16 protein-coding genes and 2 other RNA genes are annotated in these 19,387 nt (G+C 58.3%); 9 read left to right on the top strand and 9 right to left on the bottom strand.

The window, feature by feature from the left end; genetic code table 11:
• Positions 1-20: 20 nt before the first annotated feature.
• Positions 21-152, top strand: a non-coding RNA gene (locus NR795_RS08025) — RtT sRNA.
• Positions 153-196: 44 nt separating this feature from the next.
• A non-coding RNA gene (locus tag NR795_RS08030) (RtT sRNA) lies at positions 197-328 on the top strand.
• A gap of 180 nt (positions 329-508) precedes the next feature.
• Here the strand turns inward: NR795_RS08030 and NR795_RS08035 are convergent.
• The gene (locus tag NR795_RS08035; RefSeq protein WP_144814778.1) at positions 509-952 is read right to left on the bottom strand and encodes an Lrp/AsnC family transcriptional regulator; all 444 of its coding nucleotides are present in this window, start codon (positions 950-952) and stop codon (positions 509-511) included.
• A 107-nt stretch (positions 953-1,059) separates the two neighbouring features.
• Here NR795_RS08035 and NR795_RS08040 point away from each other — a divergent pair, with 107 nt between their 5' ends.
• Positions 1,060-1,959: a DMT family transporter gene (locus NR795_RS08040; protein WP_144814774.1), complete on the top strand. Its 900-nt coding sequence runs from the start codon at positions 1,060-1,062 to the stop codon at positions 1,957-1,959.
• On the opposite strand, the gene narI is transcribed toward NR795_RS08040, so the two are convergent.
• From narI to NR795_RS08065, 5 genes are all read right to left on the bottom strand, one after another.
• Entirely contained in the window at positions 1,956-2,633 is a 678-nt protein-coding gene (narI, locus tag NR795_RS08045; RefSeq protein ID WP_238084940.1) for a respiratory nitrate reductase subunit gamma, read from the bottom strand. The two genes, NR795_RS08040 and narI, sit on opposite strands and share 4 nt — an antisense overlap.
• Positions 2,633-3,343: a nitrate reductase molybdenum cofactor assembly chaperone gene (gene narJ / locus NR795_RS08050; protein ID WP_257757843.1), complete on the bottom strand. Its 711-nt coding sequence runs from the start codon at positions 3,341-3,343 to the stop codon at positions 2,633-2,635. Before narJ ends, narI begins: the two co-directional genes overlap by 1 nt.
• Complete coding sequence (gene narH / locus NR795_RS08055; protein WP_144814763.1) at positions 3,340-4,875, bottom strand: nitrate reductase subunit beta; 1,536 nt, start codon at positions 4,873-4,875, stop codon at positions 3,340-3,342. The genes narJ and narH overlap by 4 nt, the downstream gene beginning before the upstream one ends.
• Positions 4,872-8,615: a nitrate reductase subunit alpha gene (locus NR795_RS08060; RefSeq protein WP_257757844.1), complete on the bottom strand. Its 3,744-nt coding sequence runs from the start codon at positions 8,613-8,615 to the stop codon at positions 4,872-4,874. Before NR795_RS08060 ends, narH begins: the two co-directional genes overlap by 4 nt.
• Before the next feature lie 385 nt (positions 8,616-9,000).
• Positions 9,001-10,395: a NarK family nitrate/nitrite MFS transporter gene (locus tag NR795_RS08065; RefSeq protein ID WP_144814757.1), complete on the bottom strand. Its 1,395-nt coding sequence runs from the start codon at positions 10,393-10,395 to the stop codon at positions 9,001-9,003.
• A gap of 310 nt (positions 10,396-10,705) precedes the next feature.
• Here NR795_RS08065 and narX point away from each other — a divergent pair, with 310 nt between their 5' ends.
• The gene (gene narX / locus NR795_RS08070; RefSeq protein ID WP_144814753.1) at positions 10,706-12,502 is read left to right on the top strand and encodes a nitrate/nitrite two-component system sensor histidine kinase NarX; all 1,797 of its coding nucleotides are present in this window, start codon (positions 10,706-10,708) and stop codon (positions 12,500-12,502) included.
• Positions 12,495-13,145 (top strand): two-component system response regulator NarL, encoded by a 651-nt coding sequence (narL, locus tag NR795_RS08075; protein ID WP_144814750.1) that lies wholly within the window; start codon positions 12,495-12,497, stop codon positions 13,143-13,145. The genes narX and narL overlap by 8 nt, the downstream gene beginning before the upstream one ends.
• On the opposite strand, the gene NR795_RS08080 is transcribed toward narL, so the two are convergent.
• On the bottom strand, positions 13,142-14,527 hold the full coding sequence (locus NR795_RS08080; RefSeq protein ID WP_144814746.1) for a YchO/YchP family invasin: 1,386 nt from the start codon (positions 14,525-14,527) through the stop codon (positions 13,142-13,144). The two genes, narL and NR795_RS08080, sit on opposite strands and share 4 nt — an antisense overlap.
• Positions 14,528-14,765: 238 nt before the next feature.
• On the opposite strand from NR795_RS08080, the gene NR795_RS08085 reads away from it, so the two are divergent.
• The 4 genes from NR795_RS08085 to NR795_RS08100 all read left to right on the top strand — a co-directional run bounded on the left by NR795_RS08085 (position 14,766) and on the right by NR795_RS08100 (position 17,999).
• Positions 14,766-15,278 (top strand): YbhB/YbcL family Raf kinase inhibitor-like protein, encoded by a 513-nt coding sequence (locus NR795_RS08085; RefSeq protein ID WP_238084947.1) that lies wholly within the window; start codon positions 14,766-14,768, stop codon positions 15,276-15,278.
• Between the two features lie 18 nt (positions 15,279-15,296).
• Complete coding sequence (locus NR795_RS08090; RefSeq protein ID WP_042396102.1) at positions 15,297-15,650, top strand: DsrE/DsrF/TusD sulfur relay family protein; 354 nt, start codon at positions 15,297-15,299, stop codon at positions 15,648-15,650.
• 106 nt (positions 15,651-15,756) lie between these two features.
• Positions 15,757-17,541 carry a methyl-accepting chemotaxis protein gene (locus tag NR795_RS08095; protein WP_257757845.1) on the top strand — a complete coding sequence of 595 codons (1,785 nt, stop codon included), beginning with the start codon at positions 15,757-15,759 and terminating at the stop codon, positions 17,539-17,541.
• A gap of 212 nt (positions 17,542-17,753) precedes the next feature.
• Positions 17,754-17,999 (top strand): DUF1883 domain-containing protein, encoded by a 246-nt coding sequence (locus NR795_RS08100; protein WP_144815989.1) that lies wholly within the window; start codon positions 17,754-17,756, stop codon positions 17,997-17,999.
• A gap of 7 nt (positions 18,000-18,006) precedes the next feature.
• Here NR795_RS08100 and NR795_RS08105 read toward each other — a convergent pair whose 3' ends face one another.
• Together NR795_RS08105 and chaB are read right to left on the bottom strand one after the other, a co-directional pair.
• Positions 18,007-18,702: a gamma-glutamylcyclotransferase gene (locus NR795_RS08105; protein WP_144814736.1), complete on the bottom strand. Its 696-nt coding sequence runs from the start codon at positions 18,700-18,702 to the stop codon at positions 18,007-18,009.
• A 196-nt stretch (positions 18,703-18,898) separates the two neighbouring features.
• Complete coding sequence (gene chaB / locus NR795_RS08110; RefSeq protein WP_042396109.1) at positions 18,899-19,129, bottom strand: putative cation transport regulator ChaB; 231 nt, start codon at positions 19,127-19,129, stop codon at positions 18,899-18,901.
• Between the last annotated feature and the right edge of the window lie 258 nt (positions 19,130-19,387).

Genomic DNA, 19,387 nt, shown 5'->3' on the forward strand with positions numbered 1-19,387 from the left:
AATCAAATCTCATAGCCACATACCATTCCGTACAGGGAAGGATGAGAAGCTTCGACCAAGGTTCGATTCGAGCGACAGCGAGAAAGCGTTGCCGCAGGCAACGACCCGAAGGGCGAGGTGCGCAGCACCGAGTAATCCTTCCCCCACCACCATCTTCTTATAAAGCACTCCAGTTAAATCAAACCTCATAGCTACATACCATTCCGTACAGGGAAGGATGAGAAGCTTCGACCAAGGTTCGATTCGAGCGGCAGCGAGAAAGCGTTGCCGCAGGCAACGACCCGAAGGGCGAGGTGCGAAGCACCGAGTAATCCTTCCCCCACCACCGGTCTCCCCGGTGGCGCTGCGCTTACCAGGGCTACACGATCGGAGCACCCTGTGGATGTAGCAACGTAGGCCGGGTCAGGCGAAGCCACCACCCGGCGTTGTACTCCGCTGCATGAGAGATCTCCCTGGTGGCGCTGCGCTTACCGGGGCTACACGACCGAGCCACATCACTTCACCAACATCATATCGGCGGCAGACGGCGCTTTACCGGCGAGCTTTTAACAATAGCGGTGTTGCTTTGGGCATACTCTGCCAGCCCGTCCAGCAGCTCATCCAGTTGCTCTATTGAGCGCACGACCAGACGCATTACGAAACAATCCTCCCCCGTCACCTTATCGCACTCAATACATTCGGGAATGGCCTGGATCATTTTATCAACCTTATGCAGCATGCCTGGCATAGGTCGGACACGGACCAGCGCCTGTAGCGTATAGCCCATCGCTGCAAGGTTAACGTGTGCCCCATATCCCTGAATCACGCCACGCTCTTCAAGGCGCTTTACTCTTTCCGCCGTGCTGGGAGAGGTCAACCCAACCCGAGCGCTTAGCATTTTTAGCGACATGCGCGCATCTTCTGCCAGACAGCCTACGATCTGGCGGTCAATATCATCGATCAGGTAATCCATAAACTTCACCTAATTTATAAAAGTTAACTGCGTCAACCACCTTATAAAGGTTATATCAAATCCCTCTTACTTTTCTGATAATAGGGTATCAAAACGAGGAGGTCGATATGCGCGATATTCAAAAAGGCGTCTGGCAGATGAGCCTGGCGATGCTAATTTCTGGCTCTATCGGTGCCTTTGTTTTACTTTCCGGCCTACCGGTAACGGAAATTGTCTTCTGGCGCTGTGTCATCGGTGCTATTGCGCTCTATATCTTTATCCGCCTCAGCAAGCAGCCTTTCAGCCGTTTAACCCGCGTTACCCTGACCCTCGCCATCCTCGGCGGCGTGGCGCTGGTTATTAACTGGCTGCTGCTGTTCGCTGCCTACGAGCGCGTCTCTATTGGGCTGGCAACCGTGGTCTACAACACACAGCCCTTTATGCTGGTGCTGATGGGCATGCTGTTTGGTGAGCGGGTTAGTCTGGTAAAATGGGGCTGGCTGGTTCTCGCTTTTGTCGGCGTGGTAGTCCTGCTCTCCAGCGAGCTCATGCAGGGCCATGCCGCCGGCTGGCTAGCGGGGATTGCGCTGGCGCTGGGCGCAGCGTTCTTCTATGCACTCACCGCGATGGTTACACGCAAGCTGCGCCCTATTCCGCCACAGCATATTGCTTTTATTCAGGTGCTTACGGGCGTGGTAATACTGCTGCCGCTAGCGCATATGCCGGTTTTCTCCCGCGAGTTCCCCTGGGGAATACTGTTGACCCTTGGCATCGTTCACACCGGCATCATGTATCAGCTGCTTTACAGCGCGATTCAGAAACTGCCTACCCCAATTATTGGATCGCTGTCGTTTATCTATCCGGTGGTGGCGATTGTGGTGGATAATCTGGCCTTTGGCCACACGCTTAGCGTCACGCAGCTGGCAGGCGGGGCGCTGATCCTTCTTGCGGCAGCGGGAAACAATCTTGGCTGGGGCGAAAAAAAACCTCGCCGTAGCGAGGTTGGAATTAAACAGGAAACTCATTAGCGACGGGCGCGTACCACCTGGTATTTGCGCGTCATGTACTCCACCGGCGCGCTCCAGATATGTACCAGCCGCGAGAACGGGAAGAGCAGGAACAGCGTCATCCCCAACACCAGATGCACGCGGAAAATGAACGCCACGCCGTCGAGATGCTGCGATGCACCGCCGTGGAAGGTGACAATTGACTGCGCCCAGCCTACCAGCTTCATCATTTCGCTCCCGTCCATATGCTGAGCTGAGAACGGGATCGTCAGCAGGCCCAGCGTGCACTGCACCATCAGCAGAGTCAGGATCAGAATATCTGCCGTGGTAGTAGTGGCGCGCACGCGCGGGCTGAACAGGCGGCGCTTAAGCAGCAGCAGGCCGCCCACCAGCGTCATGATGCCGAATACCCCCCCGGCGATCATGGCCAGCTTCTGTTTGACGTCAATCGGCAGAAAGGATTCATACATCCAGTGCGGCGTGAGCATCCCCACCAGGTGACCGGCAAAGATCCCGATAATCCCGATGTGGAACAGGTTTGAGGCCAGGTTCATCCCTTTGCGATCCAGCATCTGGCTGGAGCCAGCTCGCCAGGTGTACTGCCCGTAGTCATAGCGCAGCCAGCTGCCGACGAGAAATACCGTGCCGGCAATATAGGGATAGATGTCATAGAAGAACATATTAAGGAACTGCATTATTGCTGTCCTCCGGTTGAGATATTCAAATATTGCGGTGCCACCGCCCCGGCAAACCGGCGCTGATGGGAAGCGATCTCCGACTCACCGCAGCCCTGGTCGGCAAAGAACTTCACCTGCTCCTCTTCCCAGACGGCGTCCAGCGCCTGGGGAGTATCATCCCGGGCTTCACCGGCAATTTTCTCGCCGACCTTCTGCCGATCGACGTCGGTTTTGGCTAGCCGCAGCAGCAGCTCAAAGAGGCTGGCATAGCGGCTCTCGCGCTGTTGCAGACGGGCGTTAAGCAGGGCCAGAATCGGCGCGATATCCTCCAGACCCTCCAGCGCATCGTTCACCGGCAGCTGGGCCAGATATTCCAGATAGAGCGGGAGATGATCCGGCAGCTCACGGCGGTCGATAACCAGACCGTGGCGCTCATACTGCGCCAGCAGATCCACCATCGCCTGACCGCGATCGCGGGATTCGCCATGCACATGCTCAAACAGCAGCAGTGAGGTCGCGCGACCGCGATCGAAAAGCTCGCTATAGGCCGCCTGGGCATCAAGCAGATCCTGACTCATCAGGTCACGAATGAAGACGACCAGCTGATGGGCATCCTTAAGCGACAGGTGCTCGCTCTCCGCCAGGGCATCAAACAGCTCCTGCTGATGCTGCCACAGGGCAGCATCGGGATACTCCAGCAGGCGGGAAATCACGACGAGTTCAATCATGGGCGCGGCTCCGTTTTCTTGGTCACATCAACGGCATCAATACGGCGGCTGTTAAACAGGTTGAACTTGGTGTCGCTGCCGTGGCAGCCGTCACCGAAGCTAAAGCCGCAGCCGTTACGTTCCGGGAATGCATCCCGCGCCAGCTCGCGGTGGCTGGAAGGAATAACGAAACGGTCTTCGTAGTTGGCAATCGCCAGATAACGATACATCTCTTGCGCCTGGGCTTCGCTTAAGCCCACCTCTTCCAGAGCGCGAATATCGTTAACGTTATCCACGGTCTCGGCACGCTTGTAGTGACGCATCGCCAGCATGCGTTTCAGCGCCAGCAGCACCGGCTGGGTATCTCCCGCCGTCAGCAGGTTAGCGAGATACTGTACCGGGATGCGCAGGCTTTCGACGTCCGGCAGGATGCCGTTACTGCCCAGCTCGCCCGCGTCGGCCGCCGACTGGATCGGTGACAGGGGCGGCACGTACCAGACCATCGGCAGAGTGCGATACTCCGGGTGCAGCGGCAGGGCCAGCTTCCAGTCCATCGCCAGTTTCCAGACCGGTGACTTCTGCGCGGCATCAATTACGCTCTGCGGCACGCCGTCCTTCAGCGCCTGCTCGATAACCGCCGGATCGTTCGGGTCGAGGAAGACGTCCAGCTGACGCTGGTAGAGATCTTTCTCGCTCTCCGTTGCCGCCGCGTTTTCAATGGCGTCCGCGTCATACAGCAGCACGCCCAGGTAGCGGATGCGCCCCACGCAGGTCTCGGAGCAGACGGTCGGCATCCCGGCCTCAATACGCGGATAACAGAAGATGCACTTCTCGGACTTGCCGCTCTTCCAGTTGAAGTAGATCTTTTTGTAGGGGCAGCCGGTAACGCACATCCGCCAGCCGCGGCACTTGTCCTGATCGATCAGCACAATGCCATCCTCTTCACGCTTGTAGATCGCGCCGCTCGGACAGGTCGCGACGCAGGCCGGGTTCAGGCAGTGCTCACACAGGCGCGGCAGGTACATCATGAAGGTGTTTTCAAACTGCCCGTACATCGCCTTCTGCATGTTTTCGAAGTTCTGGTCCTGACTGCGCTTCTCAAATTCGCCGCCGAGGATCTCTTCCCAGTTCGGACCGCTGACGATCTTATCCATCCGCTGACCGCTGATTTTCGACCGCGGGCGGGCGATGGGCTGATGCTTGCCCTCGGGCGCGGTGTGCAGGTGCTGATAGTCGTAGTCGAACGGCTCATAGTAGTCATCGATGCCCGGCAGATGCGGGTTGGCGAAGATTTTACCCAGCAGCGTGGCACGGTTCCCCATACGCGGCTGCAGCTTGCCGTTCACTTTGCGGATCCAGCCGCCCTTCCACTTCTCCTGATTCTCCCAGTCGTCCGGGAAACCTACGCCAGGCTTGCTCTCAACGTTGTTGAACCAGGCGTACTCCATCCCTTCCCGGCTGGTCCAGACGTTTTTACAGGTGACCGAGCAGGTATGACAGCCGATGCACTTGTCAAGGTTCAGCACCATGCCTACCTGTGAACGAATTTTCATTTTGCGCTCTCCTGTACCTGGTCGTTGTTTTCGCCATCTAACCAGTTAATGTTCTTCATCTTACGGACCACCACAAACTCATCGCGGTTGGAACCGACCGTGCCGTAGTAGTTAAAGCCGTACGCCAGCTGGGCGTAGCCGCCAATCATATGGGTCGGTTTTGGGCTGATGCGGGTGACCGAGTTGTGGATCCCGCCGCGCTGGCCGGTGATCTCCGAGCCAGGAATGTTCACGATACGCTCCTGGGCGTGGTACATCATGGTCATCCCAGCCGGCACGCGCTGGCTCACTACCGCCCGGGCGGTAAGCGCGCCGTTGCTGTTGAAGGCTTCGATCCAGTCGTTATCCTCTATGCCCAGCTCTTTGGCATCTACCTCGCTCATCCAGACGATCGGGCCGCCGCGTGACAGGGTCAGCATCAGCAGGTTGTCGCTGTAGGTCGAGTGGATCCCCCACTTCTGATGCGGGGTAATGAAGTTCAGCGCCTTCTCTGGATTGCCGTTGGACTTCTCGCCCATCACCGCTTTCACCGAACGGGTGTCAATCGGCGGACGATAGACCAGCAGGCTCTCGCCAAAGTCGCGCATCCACGGGTGATCCTGATACAGCTGCTGGCGGCCGGAGAGCGTACGCCACGGGATCAGCTCGTGCACGTTGGTATAGCCGGCGTTGTAGGAGACATGCTCATCTTCAAGGCCGGACCAGGTCGGGCTGGAGATGATTTTGCGCGGCTGGGCCTGAATATCCCGGAAGCGGATCTTCTCCTCTTCTTTATTGGTCGCCAGATGGGTATGGTCGCGGCCGGTAAACTCGCTCAGCGCCGCCCAGGCTTTAACCGCCACGTGACCGTTGGTCTCCGGGGCGAGGGTCAGGATCATTTCCGCCGCATCGATGGCGGTATTGAGCATCGGCTGGCCTTTCGCCGGGCCTTCCGCCTTGGTGTAGTTCAGCTTGCGCAGCAGATCCATCTCGCTTTCGGTGTTCCACGCGATGCCCTTGCCGCCGTTGCCCACTTTATCCAGCAGCGGACCGATGGAGGTAAAGCGCTCAAAGGTCGCCGGGTAGTCGCGCTTAACCGGAATGATATGCGGTGCAGTTTTGCCGGGGAGCAGGTCGCACTCGCCCTTTTTCCAATCCTTAACGTCCAGCGGCTGCGCCAGCTCGGCGGCGGAGTCGTGCTGGATAGGCAGAGTCACCACGTCAGTTTCGACGCCCAGATGGCCGATGCACACCTCGGAGAATTTCCTGGCAATGCCTTTATAGATCTCCCAGTCGCTTTTCGACTCCCAGGCGGGATCGACGGCGGCAGAGAGTGGATGAATAAACGGATGCATATCCGAGGTATTCATGTCGTCTTTCTCATACCAGGTCGCCGTCGGCAGGACGATATCGGAGTAGAGGCAGGTGCTCGACAGGCGGAAGTCGAGGGTGACCACCAGATCCAGCTTGCCGTCGAGGCCGTTATCATGCCACTCGACCTCTTCCGGCTTCACGCCGCCCTGCTCGCCCAGATCTTTACCCTGAATGCCGTTCTCGGTACCCAGCAGGTACTTCAGCATATACTCATGGCCTTTCCCGGAGGAGCCAAGCAGGTTAGAGCGCCAGATGAAGAGGTTGCGCGGATGGTTCTTGCCGTTCTCCGGCTGCTCGGCCGCAAAGCGGATAGTGCCCTCTTTCAGCGCCTTAACGGTGTAATCCACCGCCGACATGCCCGCTTTTTCTGCTTCCGCAGCGATGCGCAGCGGGTTGGTGCCCAGCTGCGGCGCGGAAGGCAGCCAGCCCATACGCTCAGCGCGGACGTTAAAGTCGAGCAGATGGCCGCTGTAGCGAGACTTATCCGCCAGCGGTGAAAGCAGCTCCTGCGCGGTCAGCGTTTCATAGCGCCACTGGCCGGAGTGGTTATAGAAGAAGGAGGTGCCGTTCATATGGCGAGGCGGACGCTGCCAGTCGAGGGCAAACGCCAGCGGCTGCCAGCCGGTCTGCGGACGCAGTTTCTCCTGGCCCACGTAGTGCGCCCAGCCGCCGCCGCTCTGACCGACGCAGCCGCAGAACACCAGCATGTTGATCAGGCCCCGGTAGTTCATGTCCATGTGGAACCAGTGGTTCAGACCCGCACCCACGATGATCATCGAACGGCCATGGGTCTTATCGGCGTTATCAGCAAATTCACGGGCAGTACGGATAATGTGCGCCCGCGGTACGCCGGTGATTTTTTCTGCCCACGCCGGGGTATACGCTTTCACTTCGTCATAGCTGGCGGCGGCGTTGACATCGCCCAGACCCCGGTCGAGACCGTAGTTAGCCATGGTCAGATCGTAAACGGTGGTGACCAGCGCGGTGCTGCCATCCGCCAGCTGCAGGCGTTTTACCGGCAGCTTGTGCAGAAGGATATTTTGCAGCTCTACGCGGTTGAAGTGTTCGGATCCTTCGTTGCCAAAGTACGGGAAACCCACCTCGGCGATATCATCGTGACCGCCGAGCAGGCTCAGGCGCAGCTCGGCGTCTGCCCCGCTGGTGCCGTCGCGCTGCTCAAGGTTCCACTTCCCTTTTTCGCCCCAGCGGAAACCGATAGAGCCGTTAGGGGCAATCAGCTCGCCGCTGTCATTGCAGGCCACGGTTTTCCACTCGGGATTGTTCTCCTGACCGAGGGCGTCCACCAGATCGGCGGCACGCAGCATGCGGCCTGCCGCATAGTAGCCGTCGCGCTCTTCGAGCATCACCAGCATCGGCATATCGGTATAGCGACGCACGTAGTCGGTAAAGTACTGGCTCGGCTTGTCGAGATGGAACTCACGCAGCATGACGTGACCCATTGCCATGGCCATTGCGGCGTCGGTGCCCTGCTTCGGCGCCAGCCACAGGTCGCATAGCTTGGCGATCTCGGCATAGTCCGGGGTAACGGCAACGGTTTTAGTGCCTTTATAGCGGACTTCAGTAAAGAAGTGGGCGTCCGGGGTACGGGTCTGCGGAACGTTAGAGCCCCAGGCGATAATGTAGCTGGAGTTGTACCAGTCGGCGGATTCCGGCACGTCGGTCTGCTCACCCCAGGTTTGCGGGGAGGCTGGCGGCAGATCACAGTACCAATCGTAGAAGCTCAGGCAGGTGCCGCCGATCAGTGACAGGTAGCGCGCGCCGGAGGCATAGGAGACCATCGACATTGCCGGGATCGGCGAGAAGCCCGCCACGCGGTCCGGGCCGTAGGTTTTCACGGTGTAAACGTTAGAGGCAGCGATCAGCTCGTTGACCTCTTGCCACGAGGAGCGGACAAAGCCACCGCGACCGCGTGCCTGCTTGAAGCTTTTCGCCTTGTCGGCGTCTTCAATAATAGAAGCCCATGCCGCAACCGGATCGCTGTGTTGAACTTTCGCTTCACGCCACATTTTCATCAGGCGTTTGCGCATCAGAGGGTATTTCAGGCGGTTCGCGCTGTAGAGATACCAGGAGTAGCTGGCCCCACGCGGGCAGCCGCGCGGCTCATGGTTAGGCATATCTGGACGGGTACGTGGGTAGTCGGTCTGCTGGGTCTCCCAGGTTACCAGCCCGTTTTTGACGTAGATCTTCCAGCTGCAGGAGCCGGTGCAGTTTACGCCATGGGTAGAGCGCACAATTTTATCGTGCGACCAGCGGCTGCGGTATCCATCCTCCCAGTCCCGGTTTGTTTCATGGATCTGGCCATGCCCATCGGCAAAGGTTTCGCCCTTCTGTTTGAAGTAGCGAAACCGGTCCAGGAATTTACTCATCGGGTTTCTCCTGTGTGGAGCCTGCTGGCTCTCTGAAAAAGCGACATTGCTGCGAATGCGGCGACGTTAACGCGCTGAAAGGACGTGAGAATTGATGACGATCAAGGCAGGCTGGCATAGCAAAAACGCTGCATTTTTCACCTACCCCCAAAGTGGCAGGAAACTCTATTTTTTATCTTATTGATTTTATTTATCTTTATGGCTTAATCCACTTTTTTTACCGTGGTATTTCTGTACCGGAGGTATTAGGGGGTAGATCCTCTGTCTGGCTCTCTCGACGCGGAAGCCAACGTGCTGAATGCCCTCCCTAAAATAAGTATGTTGTAACTATATACAAGGTAAAAAAAGCGCGGCATTGCGCCGCGCAAGGATAATCAACAGTGCTTTATTTTGTTTTAGCTTTACGTCCGTACACCGCCCAGGTGATAAATACGCAGGCAATATAGAACACGAGAAAGACTTTCATTGCTCCGGCCGGCGAGCCGGTAAGCGCCAGCGAGGTACCAAAGGCTTTAGGAATAAAGAAGCCGCCAATCGCGCCAATGGCCGAGATAAACCCAAGCGCCGCCGCCGTATCGGTTGCCGCTTCACGCAGCGCCTGCTCCTCGGTGCCACCCTTGGCCTTTACCCGCTCCATCGTCATTTTGCGGAAGATGACCGAGATCATCTGGAAGCTGGAGCCGCTGCCCAGCCCGGCGGTGAGAAACAGCATCAGGAAGACAGCGAAGAAGGCGCTAAAGCTCCCCTCGCTTCCCGCTGATGGCAGGGTCAGGAACAGCAGCGCGCTGAAGATCGCCATGGCCACAAAGTTCACCAGCGTGACGCGAACGCCGCCGAGACGGTCAGAGAGCGCCCCACCCGCGGAACGGGCCAGCGCGCCCACCAGCGGGCCAAAAAAGGCGAAGTGCAGAACGTTGACGTCAGGAAACTGGGTCTTGGAGAGCATGGCGAAGCCTGCCGAAAAACCAATAAACGAGCCAAAGGTTGCCAGATAGAGGAAACCCAGGATCCACAGATGCGCCCGCTTCAGTACTGGCAGCTGCGAGCGCAGCGAGGCTTTCGAGGTCGCCAGCTCGTTCATGCCAAACCAGGCTGCGAGGGTAAAGACAATCAGGAAAGGCACCCAAATCCACGCCGCGTTCTCCAGGTAGAGCATAGAGCCATCTTCCTGCTGCACGCCGGTCGCGCCAAAAAAGGCAAACAGCGAGAAGGTGATCGCCAGCGGGGCCAGCAGCTGCATCACGCTTACGCCGAGGTTACCCAGCCCGCCGTTGATCCCCAGGGCACTACCCTGCTTCTGCTTCGGAAAGAAGAAGCTGATGTTGGCCATGCTGGAGGCGAAGTTTGCCCCGGCAAAGCCGCAGAGCAGAGAGATGATGATAAAGGTGCTAAACGGCGTGCTGGTGTCCTGGACGGCAATGCCCAGCCAGACGCAGGGAACGATCATGATCCCGGTACTGAACGCGGTCCAGCGGCGACCGCCGAAGATAGGCACCATAAACGAGTACGGCACCCGCAGCAGCGCCCCGGAAACCGAGGGCAGCGCGGTCAGCATAAAGAGCTGATCGGTCGTAAAATTAAAGCCAACTTTATTAAGATTAACCGCCACGGCGCTAAACAGCATCCAGACGCAAAACGCCAGCAGCAAACAGGGCACGGAGATCCACAGATTGCGGCTCGCCACGGCCTGGCCACGCTGCTGCCAGAACGCAGGATCCTCCGGTCGCCAGTCGGTAATGACGGCTCCGGTGGTCCTTTCAGGTATTGAAGAGTGACTCATAGACACCTCTGATTAGGGATTTTAACCCCTGCCACCATAGGGTTTACGCCAGCGCTTAAGTTGATATAAATCAAAGGAAAAGTTGTCATTTAAGCCGCCCATAAACTGGACTACCCCTAAATGAGCAGCTGAAACCGCCAGAAAAACTGTGGTTTTTCACGCCAGTGACGTCTTTGCCGTTTCCTTCACTCCAGCCCGTGCCTGCTGCGACAATAAAGGAGTAACTCTTTTGGGGTATGGGTATACTCCAGGGTATAGCCGAAAATAGCCCTACTCCCGGTGACTTGCCGGGTCAGGAGTCTTGCCGTATATGCTAAAACGCCTCTTTTCACCGCTGACGCTGGTCAACCAACTGGCGCTGATCGTTCTGCTCTCTACCGCCATTGGCGTAACCGGGATGGCTATCTCTGGCTGGCTTGTACAGGGCGTACAGGGCAGCGCGCACGCCATTAACAAAGCGGGCTCGCTGCGTATGCAGAGCTATCGCCTGCTGGCCGCTATGCCGCTCACGGAAACTGACCAGCCGCTGATCGACGAGATGACCCGCACGGCCTTTAGCCCGGAGCTGACCCAGGCCGCGCTGCGCGACGGCCAGCTTCCGCAGCTCCAGGCGCTTCAGCGCTACTGGCAGCGCAATCTTATTCCAGCCCTGGTGCAGGCGCAGGACGCCGCGGCCGTCTCTGGCGAGGTTGCCACCTTTGTTAACCGCATCGATCGTCTGGTGAGCAGTTTCGATCGTCGCACCGAACAGCGGATCGATCGCGTTCTGCTGGTGCAGCGCGGCATGGCAATCTTTATGGCCCTCCTGCTGGTCTTTACCGTGATCTGGCTGCGGGCGCGTCTGCTGCAGCCCTGGCGGCAGCTGCTGAGCATGGCCCACGCCGTTAGCCAGCGCGATTTTTCCCAGCGGGCGCATATCAGCGGGCGTAACGAGATGGCCAAGCTCGGCATGGCGCTGAACAACATGTCCAGCGAGCTGGCCCAGAGCTATGCGGTGCTGGAGCAGCGGGTAAAAGAGAAGACCGCCGGGCTGGAGCAAAAAAACGAGATCCTCTCCTTTCTCTGGCAGGCCAACCGCCGCCTGCACATGCAGGTTCCGCTGTGCGAGCGCCTCTCGCCGGTGCTTAACGGCCTGCAAAATCTTACCCTGCTGCATGACATTGAGCTGCGGGTCTACGATCTGGAAGATGAGGATAACCGCCAGGAGTTTACCTGCCAGCCGGACATGACCTGCGATGATATCGGCTGCCACCTCTGCCCGCGCGGTATCCTGCCTACGGGCAGCGGCGGCACAACCCTGAAGTGGCGGCTGGCGGATAACCATATGCAATACGGCCTGCTGCTGGCGACCCTGCCTGCCGGACGGCATCTGAGCCACGATCAACAGCAGCTGGTTGATACTCTGGTAGAGCAGCTTACCGCTACCCTGGCGCTGGATCGTCATCAGGAGCGCCAGCAGCAGCTGATGGTGATGGAAGAGCGCGCCACTATTGCCCGCGAGCTGCACGACTCGATTGCCCAGTCGCTCTCCTGTATGAAGATGCAGGTCAGCTGCCTGCAGATGCAGGGCGAAAGCCTGCCCGACTCCAGTCAGCAGCTGCTGGGGCAGATCCGTAACGAGTTGAATACCTCCTGGGCCCAGCTTCGCGAGCTGCTGACCACCTTCCGCCTGCAGCTCAACGAGCCGGGTCTGCGTCCGGCGCTGGAGGCGAGCTGCCAGGAGTACAGCGCCCACTTTGGCTTCCCAATCAAGCTGGACTACCAGCTGCCGCCGCGCTTCGTGCCCTCACACCAGGCTATTCATTTGCTACAGATTGCCCGCGAGGCGCTGAGTAACGCCCTGAAGCATTCGGGGGCCAGCGAGGTGACCGTCATGGCAGTTCAGCAGGGGCGGCAGGTGAAGGTCAGCATTACCGATAACGGCTGCGGCGTGCCGGACAACGCCGAACGTACCAACCACTATGGCTTAATTATCATGCGCGATCGCGCCCAGAGCCTGCGCGGAGATTGTCAGGTTCGGCGGCGAGAGTCCGGCGGAACCGAGGTGGTGGTAACATTTATACCCGAAAAGCTTCTCTCATCCGTACAAGGAGATAAACATGAATAATCAGGAACCTGCGACCATTCTGCTGATTGACGATCATCCGATGCTGCGTACCGGCGTTCGGCAGCTTATTAGCATGGCGAGCGACGTCCGCGTCATCGGCGAAGCCAGCAACGGGGAACAGGGAATTGAGCTGGCTGAGACGCTGGATCCCGATCTAATCCTGCTCGATTTGAACATGCCCGGCATGAACGGTCTGGAAACGCTGGACAAGCTGCGGGAGAAGGCCCTCTCCGGGCGCGTGGTAGTCTTCAGCGTCTCTAACCATGAAGAGGACGTGGTCACCGCCCTGAAGCGCGGCGCGGACGGCTACCTGCTGAAGGACATGGAGCCCGAGGATCTGCTGAAGGCGTTGCAGCAGGCTGCGGCGGGTGAAATGGTATTGAGCGAAGCGCTGACGCCGGTGCTGGCCGCCAGCCTGCGCGCCAACCGCGCCACCTCTGACCGGGACGTGACCCAGCTGACGCCGCGCGAGCGCGATATTCTGAAGCTCATTGCCCAGGGGCTGCCTAACAAGATGATCGCCCGCCGTCTGGATATCACCGAAAGCACAGTGAAGGTTCACGTTAAGCATATGCTGAAGAAGATGAAGCTCAAATCCCGCGTGGAAGCGGCGGTCTGGGTGCACCAGGAACGTATTTTCTAATTAGCCTCCGGCAGCTGCGGCCAGCGCGGAGCGGTGTTCTGCGCACTCACCAGCGGCTCAGCCAGCGTGAGCGCGATCTCATTGGAAGAGACGCGCTGCCCCCTCTCATCCTCCACCGTTAGCGACAGATGCCACGTATTATTCGCACCCTCCTGACTGTCCCAGGCGGGCATAATAATGCTCCAGCCTTCGCTGCTGTTGGCATTCACCGGCGGGGTCAGGCTCAGGGCCTGGGTATCCCCCTGCCAGGTAATAGATCGGATGCCGTAGCGACTGCGAACCTGAACCACCATCTGTACCGTTTCGCCCGGTTTAAGATCCCACGGCGGCGTGGCCAGAAATACCGACAGGGTTTTCCGCTGGCGATACTCTACCACCGGCAGATTATTGCGCGTCGGGCTGTCATAGCGGCTGCCCCGCAGGGAGCGGCTATCGGCAACCTCGCTGGCGCTGAGCTGCTTTTTGAGCGGCACGCCGAAGCGATAGTTGAGATTGAGGCCAAGGTTGTTCTGGGTCTCTCCGCTCTCCCCCTGCTTATGCTGGGCGGTGACGGTAACCAGCGGCACCGGGGTATAGTTCACGCCAACGTTAACCGCGACAGGATTGTGGTAGCCCGAGCCAGAGTCAAAGAGATCGACATTGTCGCCAAAGTACTGCTCAAGACTCAGGCTGGTATTGATATGTTCATAGAACGGCAGACGTGCCTGGGCGGTAACATCATAGCCCCGCGCCAGCCGCTGCTGCACCGCTGCACCGGAGTAGTCCCAGCCTGAAAGCGGCTGGTAATAGTTGGCCGAGAAGCGCAGATACTCGCCCCAGGCCTCCGCCCCCAGTCCGGCCCGCTGCAAATTCTCATCCAGCAGATTATCGTAGAAGGTGTTGTAGCCCAGCAGCCAGTGCCCGGCAACCCAGCGCTGACCGATACCGGCGTTGCTCACCAGGCCCTGATCCTGCTGGGTTAACCCCAGCTGGCTCCAGCTCAGATAGCGGTTGTTATCCTGCCACGGAATAAACCAGCTGCCCTGGCTGCCGGTGAAGCGTCCGTCATCGTTAACCAGCACGTTAACGCTAGCGTTGCCCCAGGGTGAGAGCCACGACTCTACCTGCTCATTAACGTTCTCGCTGAGGACGTCACGGAACTGACCAAAAGCGAACTGACGGGCCTGCTGCCCGGCGGTAAGGCCGTTATCGGTCTGGCTGGCTTCACCAAAGGCTTTCGCCATCTCGGCTACGCTCTTTATGTTGGCGTCACCGGTCGAGGCCAGCCCCAGATCCGGCAGGCTATCGTTGTCAAAGGGGTTATGCGGCGTCTGCTGTGAGATGGCGCGGGCATCGGTCACGCCTCCTGCCAGCAGCAAGAGTAGAAGAAGTCGAGTTTTCATCAGCGCGTTTGAGCGTAAATTCAGCGGTTGCGCCTCCGGTCTGGCCAACGGTTAAAGCGTTATTTTATCGATTTTTACGACGTTTTTCAGCCTTAAGCACAATTTCAGGAAAAACCTTAACGGCTCCCGTCTCGTCAGGTCTACAGTTAATTTATCTCTTAATACGTCTATTTATTGCAAGGTATGTCGAATGGTCACTATCAGCAAAACGCTAAAATGGGCTCTGTGGAGTTCACTGATGTTTTATGGCGCAGCCTCGCAGGCCAGCGAGCTGTTTACCCTGCAGTCGCCGGCGTTTGCCGATAATGGCCCGCTGGATAAAAAGTTTGCCGGTAACGCCAAGGATAACCCTAACTGCACCGGTGAAAATCAGTCTCCGGTATTAATTTGGAATAATCCACCGGCAGAGACTAAAAGCTTTGCCCTGATTGTTCACGATCCAGAGGGGGCAAAAGGTCTCGGCGTCACGCATCTGGTAGCGTACAATATCTCTCCGTCCGCCACCGGTTTTCCTGCTAACGCCTTGCGCGACGGCAAAGAGTTTACCGGCGGCAAAAATAGCCCCGGCACCGATCGCTGGTTTGGCCCCTGCCCGCCGCCCGGCAGCGGCGCGCATCACTATACCTTTACGCTTATCGCCACCAGCCAGGCACCGGATCTTCCCGCCGGTCTGACCCGCGAAGCGCTGTTCGAGAAGCTGAAAGGTAAAGCCCTGGCCGCCACCGGCCTGATTGGCCGCTTCGGGCAGTAGTTTTTATAAGGAAGAAAAATGCAAAAGATCGTGATTGTCGCCAACGGCGCGGCCTACGGCAGTGAGTCCCTGTTTAACAGCCTGCGTCTGGCCATTGCCCTGCGCGAGCAGGCCGAGGAGCTGGATCTGCGCCTGTTTCTGATGTCCGATGCGGTCACCGCCGGGCTGCGCGGTCAGAAGCCTGCCGAGGGCTACAATATTCAGCAGATGCTGGAGATCCTGACGGTGCAGAACGTGGCGGTGAAGCTGTGTAAAACCTGCACCGACGGGCGCGGCATCACCGAGCTGCCGCTTATTGACGGCGTTGAAATTGGTACGCTCGTCGAGCTGGCTCAGTGGACGCTGGCGGCGGATAAAGTATTAACTTTTTAATAATAACTCGCCTAAAATATATTTTTCTTATAGTTCCTCGCTGGACATCAAGTTTACCTGCTGTGTTGCCGATAGGCTTTTAAACAACACAGCAGGTATAACAACTATGTTCAAGACAATTCGCGCACGCATTACCGCAGCCACCGCAGGCTGTCTGGCTGTCGCTTTACTGATCAACACCGTGATCAACTACCAGGTAACACGCCAGGATAACCAGCAGTCCCAGCGGGATATCCTCTCCAGCACCAGCATCAGCCACAGCGGCGCGATTGCCGACTGGGTAAACAGCAAGATGACGATGATCGCCTCGCTGCAAAGCGCTGCGCTGACGGCGGATCCGGTTCCCAGCTTCGCCCAGATCGCCCAGGCGGGCGGATTTATCAACGTCTATGCTGGCTATGCCAGCAAAACGGCGAAGTTCTCAGATTCCAACGGCATTCCGGCCGACTACGATCCCACTATTCGGCCCTGGTATCAGCAGGCGGCGAAAGCCGATGCGCCGATCGTCACCGCCCCCTATGTTGATGCCGCCTCCGGCAAGCTGGTGGTGACCTTCGCCGTTCCGGTGAAAGAGAACGGCACGCTAACGGCGGTGGTGGCAGGCGACGTGGCCATGGACAGCGTGGTCGCTAACGTGCGCACCATTCAGCCGACGCCGCAGAGCAGCGGCCTGCTGATCAACAGCGACGGAACGGTGATTGCCGCCAGCAATGCCGATTTGACCCTGAAGCCGTTCGGCGAGGCTATCCACAAGGCTGACTTTAGTGAACTGCAGGCGGGCAGCCCGGTAGACGGCGAGTTTGACGGGGCGGAGAAGGCGCTGATGGCGAAACCGGTTAAGGGTACCAGCTGGCTGCTGGTCGTTGCCCTTGACACTAACGATGCCACCAGCGGCATGCGTGCCCTGCTGAAGGCGTCGGCCCTGTCGCTGATCGTGCTGGTGCTGATTGGTGTAGCGGTGATGCTGCTGCTGGTAACAACGATGCTGAAACGCCTGGTGGCGATCCGCGATGCGATGCTGGCCATCGGCGACGGCACGGACGATCTCTCCCAGCGCCTGCCGGAGAGCGGTAATGATGAGGTGGCGCAGATTGCCCACGCCTTTAACATCTTCAGTGATAAGCTGGCGGTGGTGATGGTGAAACTGCGCGACTCCAGCACCTCGGTACAGCATGCGGCCCAGGAGATTGCCGCCGGTAACCAGGATCTCTCCGGTCGTACCGAGCAGGCGGCCTCCAGCCTGCGGGAAACCGCCAGCGCCGTAGAGCAGATCACCGCCTCGGTGGCCCAGTCAACTGACTCCGCTGCCCAGGCGAACAGCCAGGCGCATACCGCCTCTGAAGCGGCATCGCGCGGCGGCAGCGTGGTGTCGCAGGCGATCTCGACCATGCAGGCCATTGAAGAGGCCTCGGCTAAAATCGGCGATATCACCAGCGTGATTGACGGGATTGCGTTCCAGACCAACATTCTGGCGCTCAACGCCGCCGTAGAGGCCGCCCGTGCCGGTGAGCAGGGTCGTGGCTTTGCGGTAGTCGCGGGCGAGGTTCGCACCCTGGCCAGCCGCAGCGCTCAGGCGGCGAAAGAGATCAAAACCCTGATCGAATCGACGACGGAGAGCGTCGCCACCGGCTCGCGCTATGTCCGCCTGGCGGGTGAGAGCATGACCGATATTGTCTCCAGCATCGACAGCGTGTCGGTTATTATGCGCGAGATCACCGTCGCCACCAGCGAGCAGATGAAAGGTATCCAGGAGATCAACCACGCGGTAATCGACCTCGATCGCATGGTGCAGCAGAACGCCGAACTGGTGGTGCAGTCTGCCGCTGCCGCCGGGGCGCTTCAGTCGCAGGCGGGAGAGCTGGCGGAGACCGCAGGCCATTTCCGCATTTAATCCCCTCCCGGCGCGCTTTTGGAACGGTTTAGCGCGCCGGGAAGCGCCTTCAACGCACAATGTCACTTTTGTTTAATCGTTGCGCTCTTTTTTGATCAAAATCAGCATCGTGGCTCCGTCCGTTTGGTGTGATGCAGGGAGCAAGTGTGAACAAAATCACACGGGGATTATCCAGCAGGGAGTGCTTTAAAGTGATTAACGGGGTAAAGAGAATGGCGCTGGTGAAAGCAAGTTTGACGTTGTTTGGTGGCGATACGGTAGTGGTCCGCTGTTCGGAGAGCTGCCATATCCATTTGATGAGTGCGAAGAGCCATACGGCAAACGCCCAGACCGATATTCTGAGCGTACAGGATCGTAACAGTGCGTACCTGACCGTGCCCTACAGCGGGACCTGGAACGTGTTAATCGACAGCCAGAGCCAGTCGCTGGAGCACTCTATCAGCTACGTGGCTGCCTAATCTCTTCTCAGGCAAAACCGGGCTGCAATGACGGGCCCGGTTCTTCGCCGCCAAGCAGTCCTCTCACCTTCCCAACCAGATCGTTCAGGCAGTCGTCATGCATGCCGAGCTTGATCAGCTCCTGCTCCAGCGAGAAGAGATACTGCGCGTTGGTGCCCAGCGGGCCGCTGGCCGCCGCGATCAGCGGGGCGATCACCTGGGCGCGGGTATCTGACTCGTAGAGCGCGTGGCGCGGATCCATAATAAATACCAGAGCGTTTACCGTGCGGCCATCGTCCAGAGCAAGCTTACACCAGGTCGGCAGATAGCAGCCGGTGATCATCTCCCGTTTCCACAGCAGGGTCAGCTCTTGTTCAAGAGTTTCGTCAGGCAGGCGGTAGGCGACGCCGGTGGTGCGTCCGCCCTCTTTTAGGGCAAGCATTCGCCCAGGCTGGCAGGCCGTGCCGCGACCGGCGGTGAGACGCAGACAGAAGGCGCGATGCCAGCCCACCAGCGTGCCGGTGCAGGATTCGTTAAACTCCAGCGCCGGGTTCCACATCAGCGATCCGTAGCCAAAAATCCATACCGGGCCATCGTCGGGCCGGCAGGCAAGCGTAGCCGCCAGCGACGCCGCGCGCTGTTCAGCGGACCAGAGCAGCGCCGCCTCAATATCACCAAAGGCGGTTTTGCAATCCGCCTGTATTAAAAAGTCGCGTGTTAACACTTTCTACCTCCACCACTGCGTGCTTCCATGCGACCGTTATCTTGTCTTCCGTGCATTTAGCTGCTGAATAAAAGCGCAGCCTGTGGAGACGATATGCAATTCGCGGGCCGCTTGCAAGCGTGCAGCGCGCCATGCCGCACGAAAGCGGCAACGCAAAAAAAGGGGGTTTAGCGTTAACGACAGCTATTTCAGCGGCTTATTTCTTTTTGTGCCATTTATCGTCGTCGCCCTTCTCATACTCATGCTTCACCGCCGCCCAGGCCACCTTATGCGCGGTCTCTTCCCGGCTGTCATCTCCGCGCCGGTCGTCTTTATCTTTGTACTGATCCCAGGCGCTGTTGAATGCCTCTTTATAGATATCCTGAGCGTGAGCAGGCAGGACGTTTTTGACGTTGTCTGGCAGATCGCCTTTTGCTTTGTAGGGCATGTGACCTCTCCTTTTGGTTATCAAACCTTAAGTGTGGCTGACAACGCCGCGCCTCGCCACCCACGGCCTAAATCTGCGAATTCCTGGTTTTAAGTTTCTATTTATTAAACCAATTTTCAACAAAGCATCGTAATCTGCCCGTCATGCGCCAAAAAAATGCCAATGCCGTAAAAAAAGGTAAAAATTGACTTAAATTCGCCCCTGTTCTGCTATTTTAATGTCCTGAAAAAATCTTAACTATACTCATCAGCAACAGCA

It is taken from the genome of Pseudescherichia sp. L3 (assembly GCF_024656065.1).
Classification (GTDB): domain Bacteria; phylum Pseudomonadota; class Gammaproteobacteria; order Enterobacterales; family Enterobacteriaceae; genus Pseudescherichia.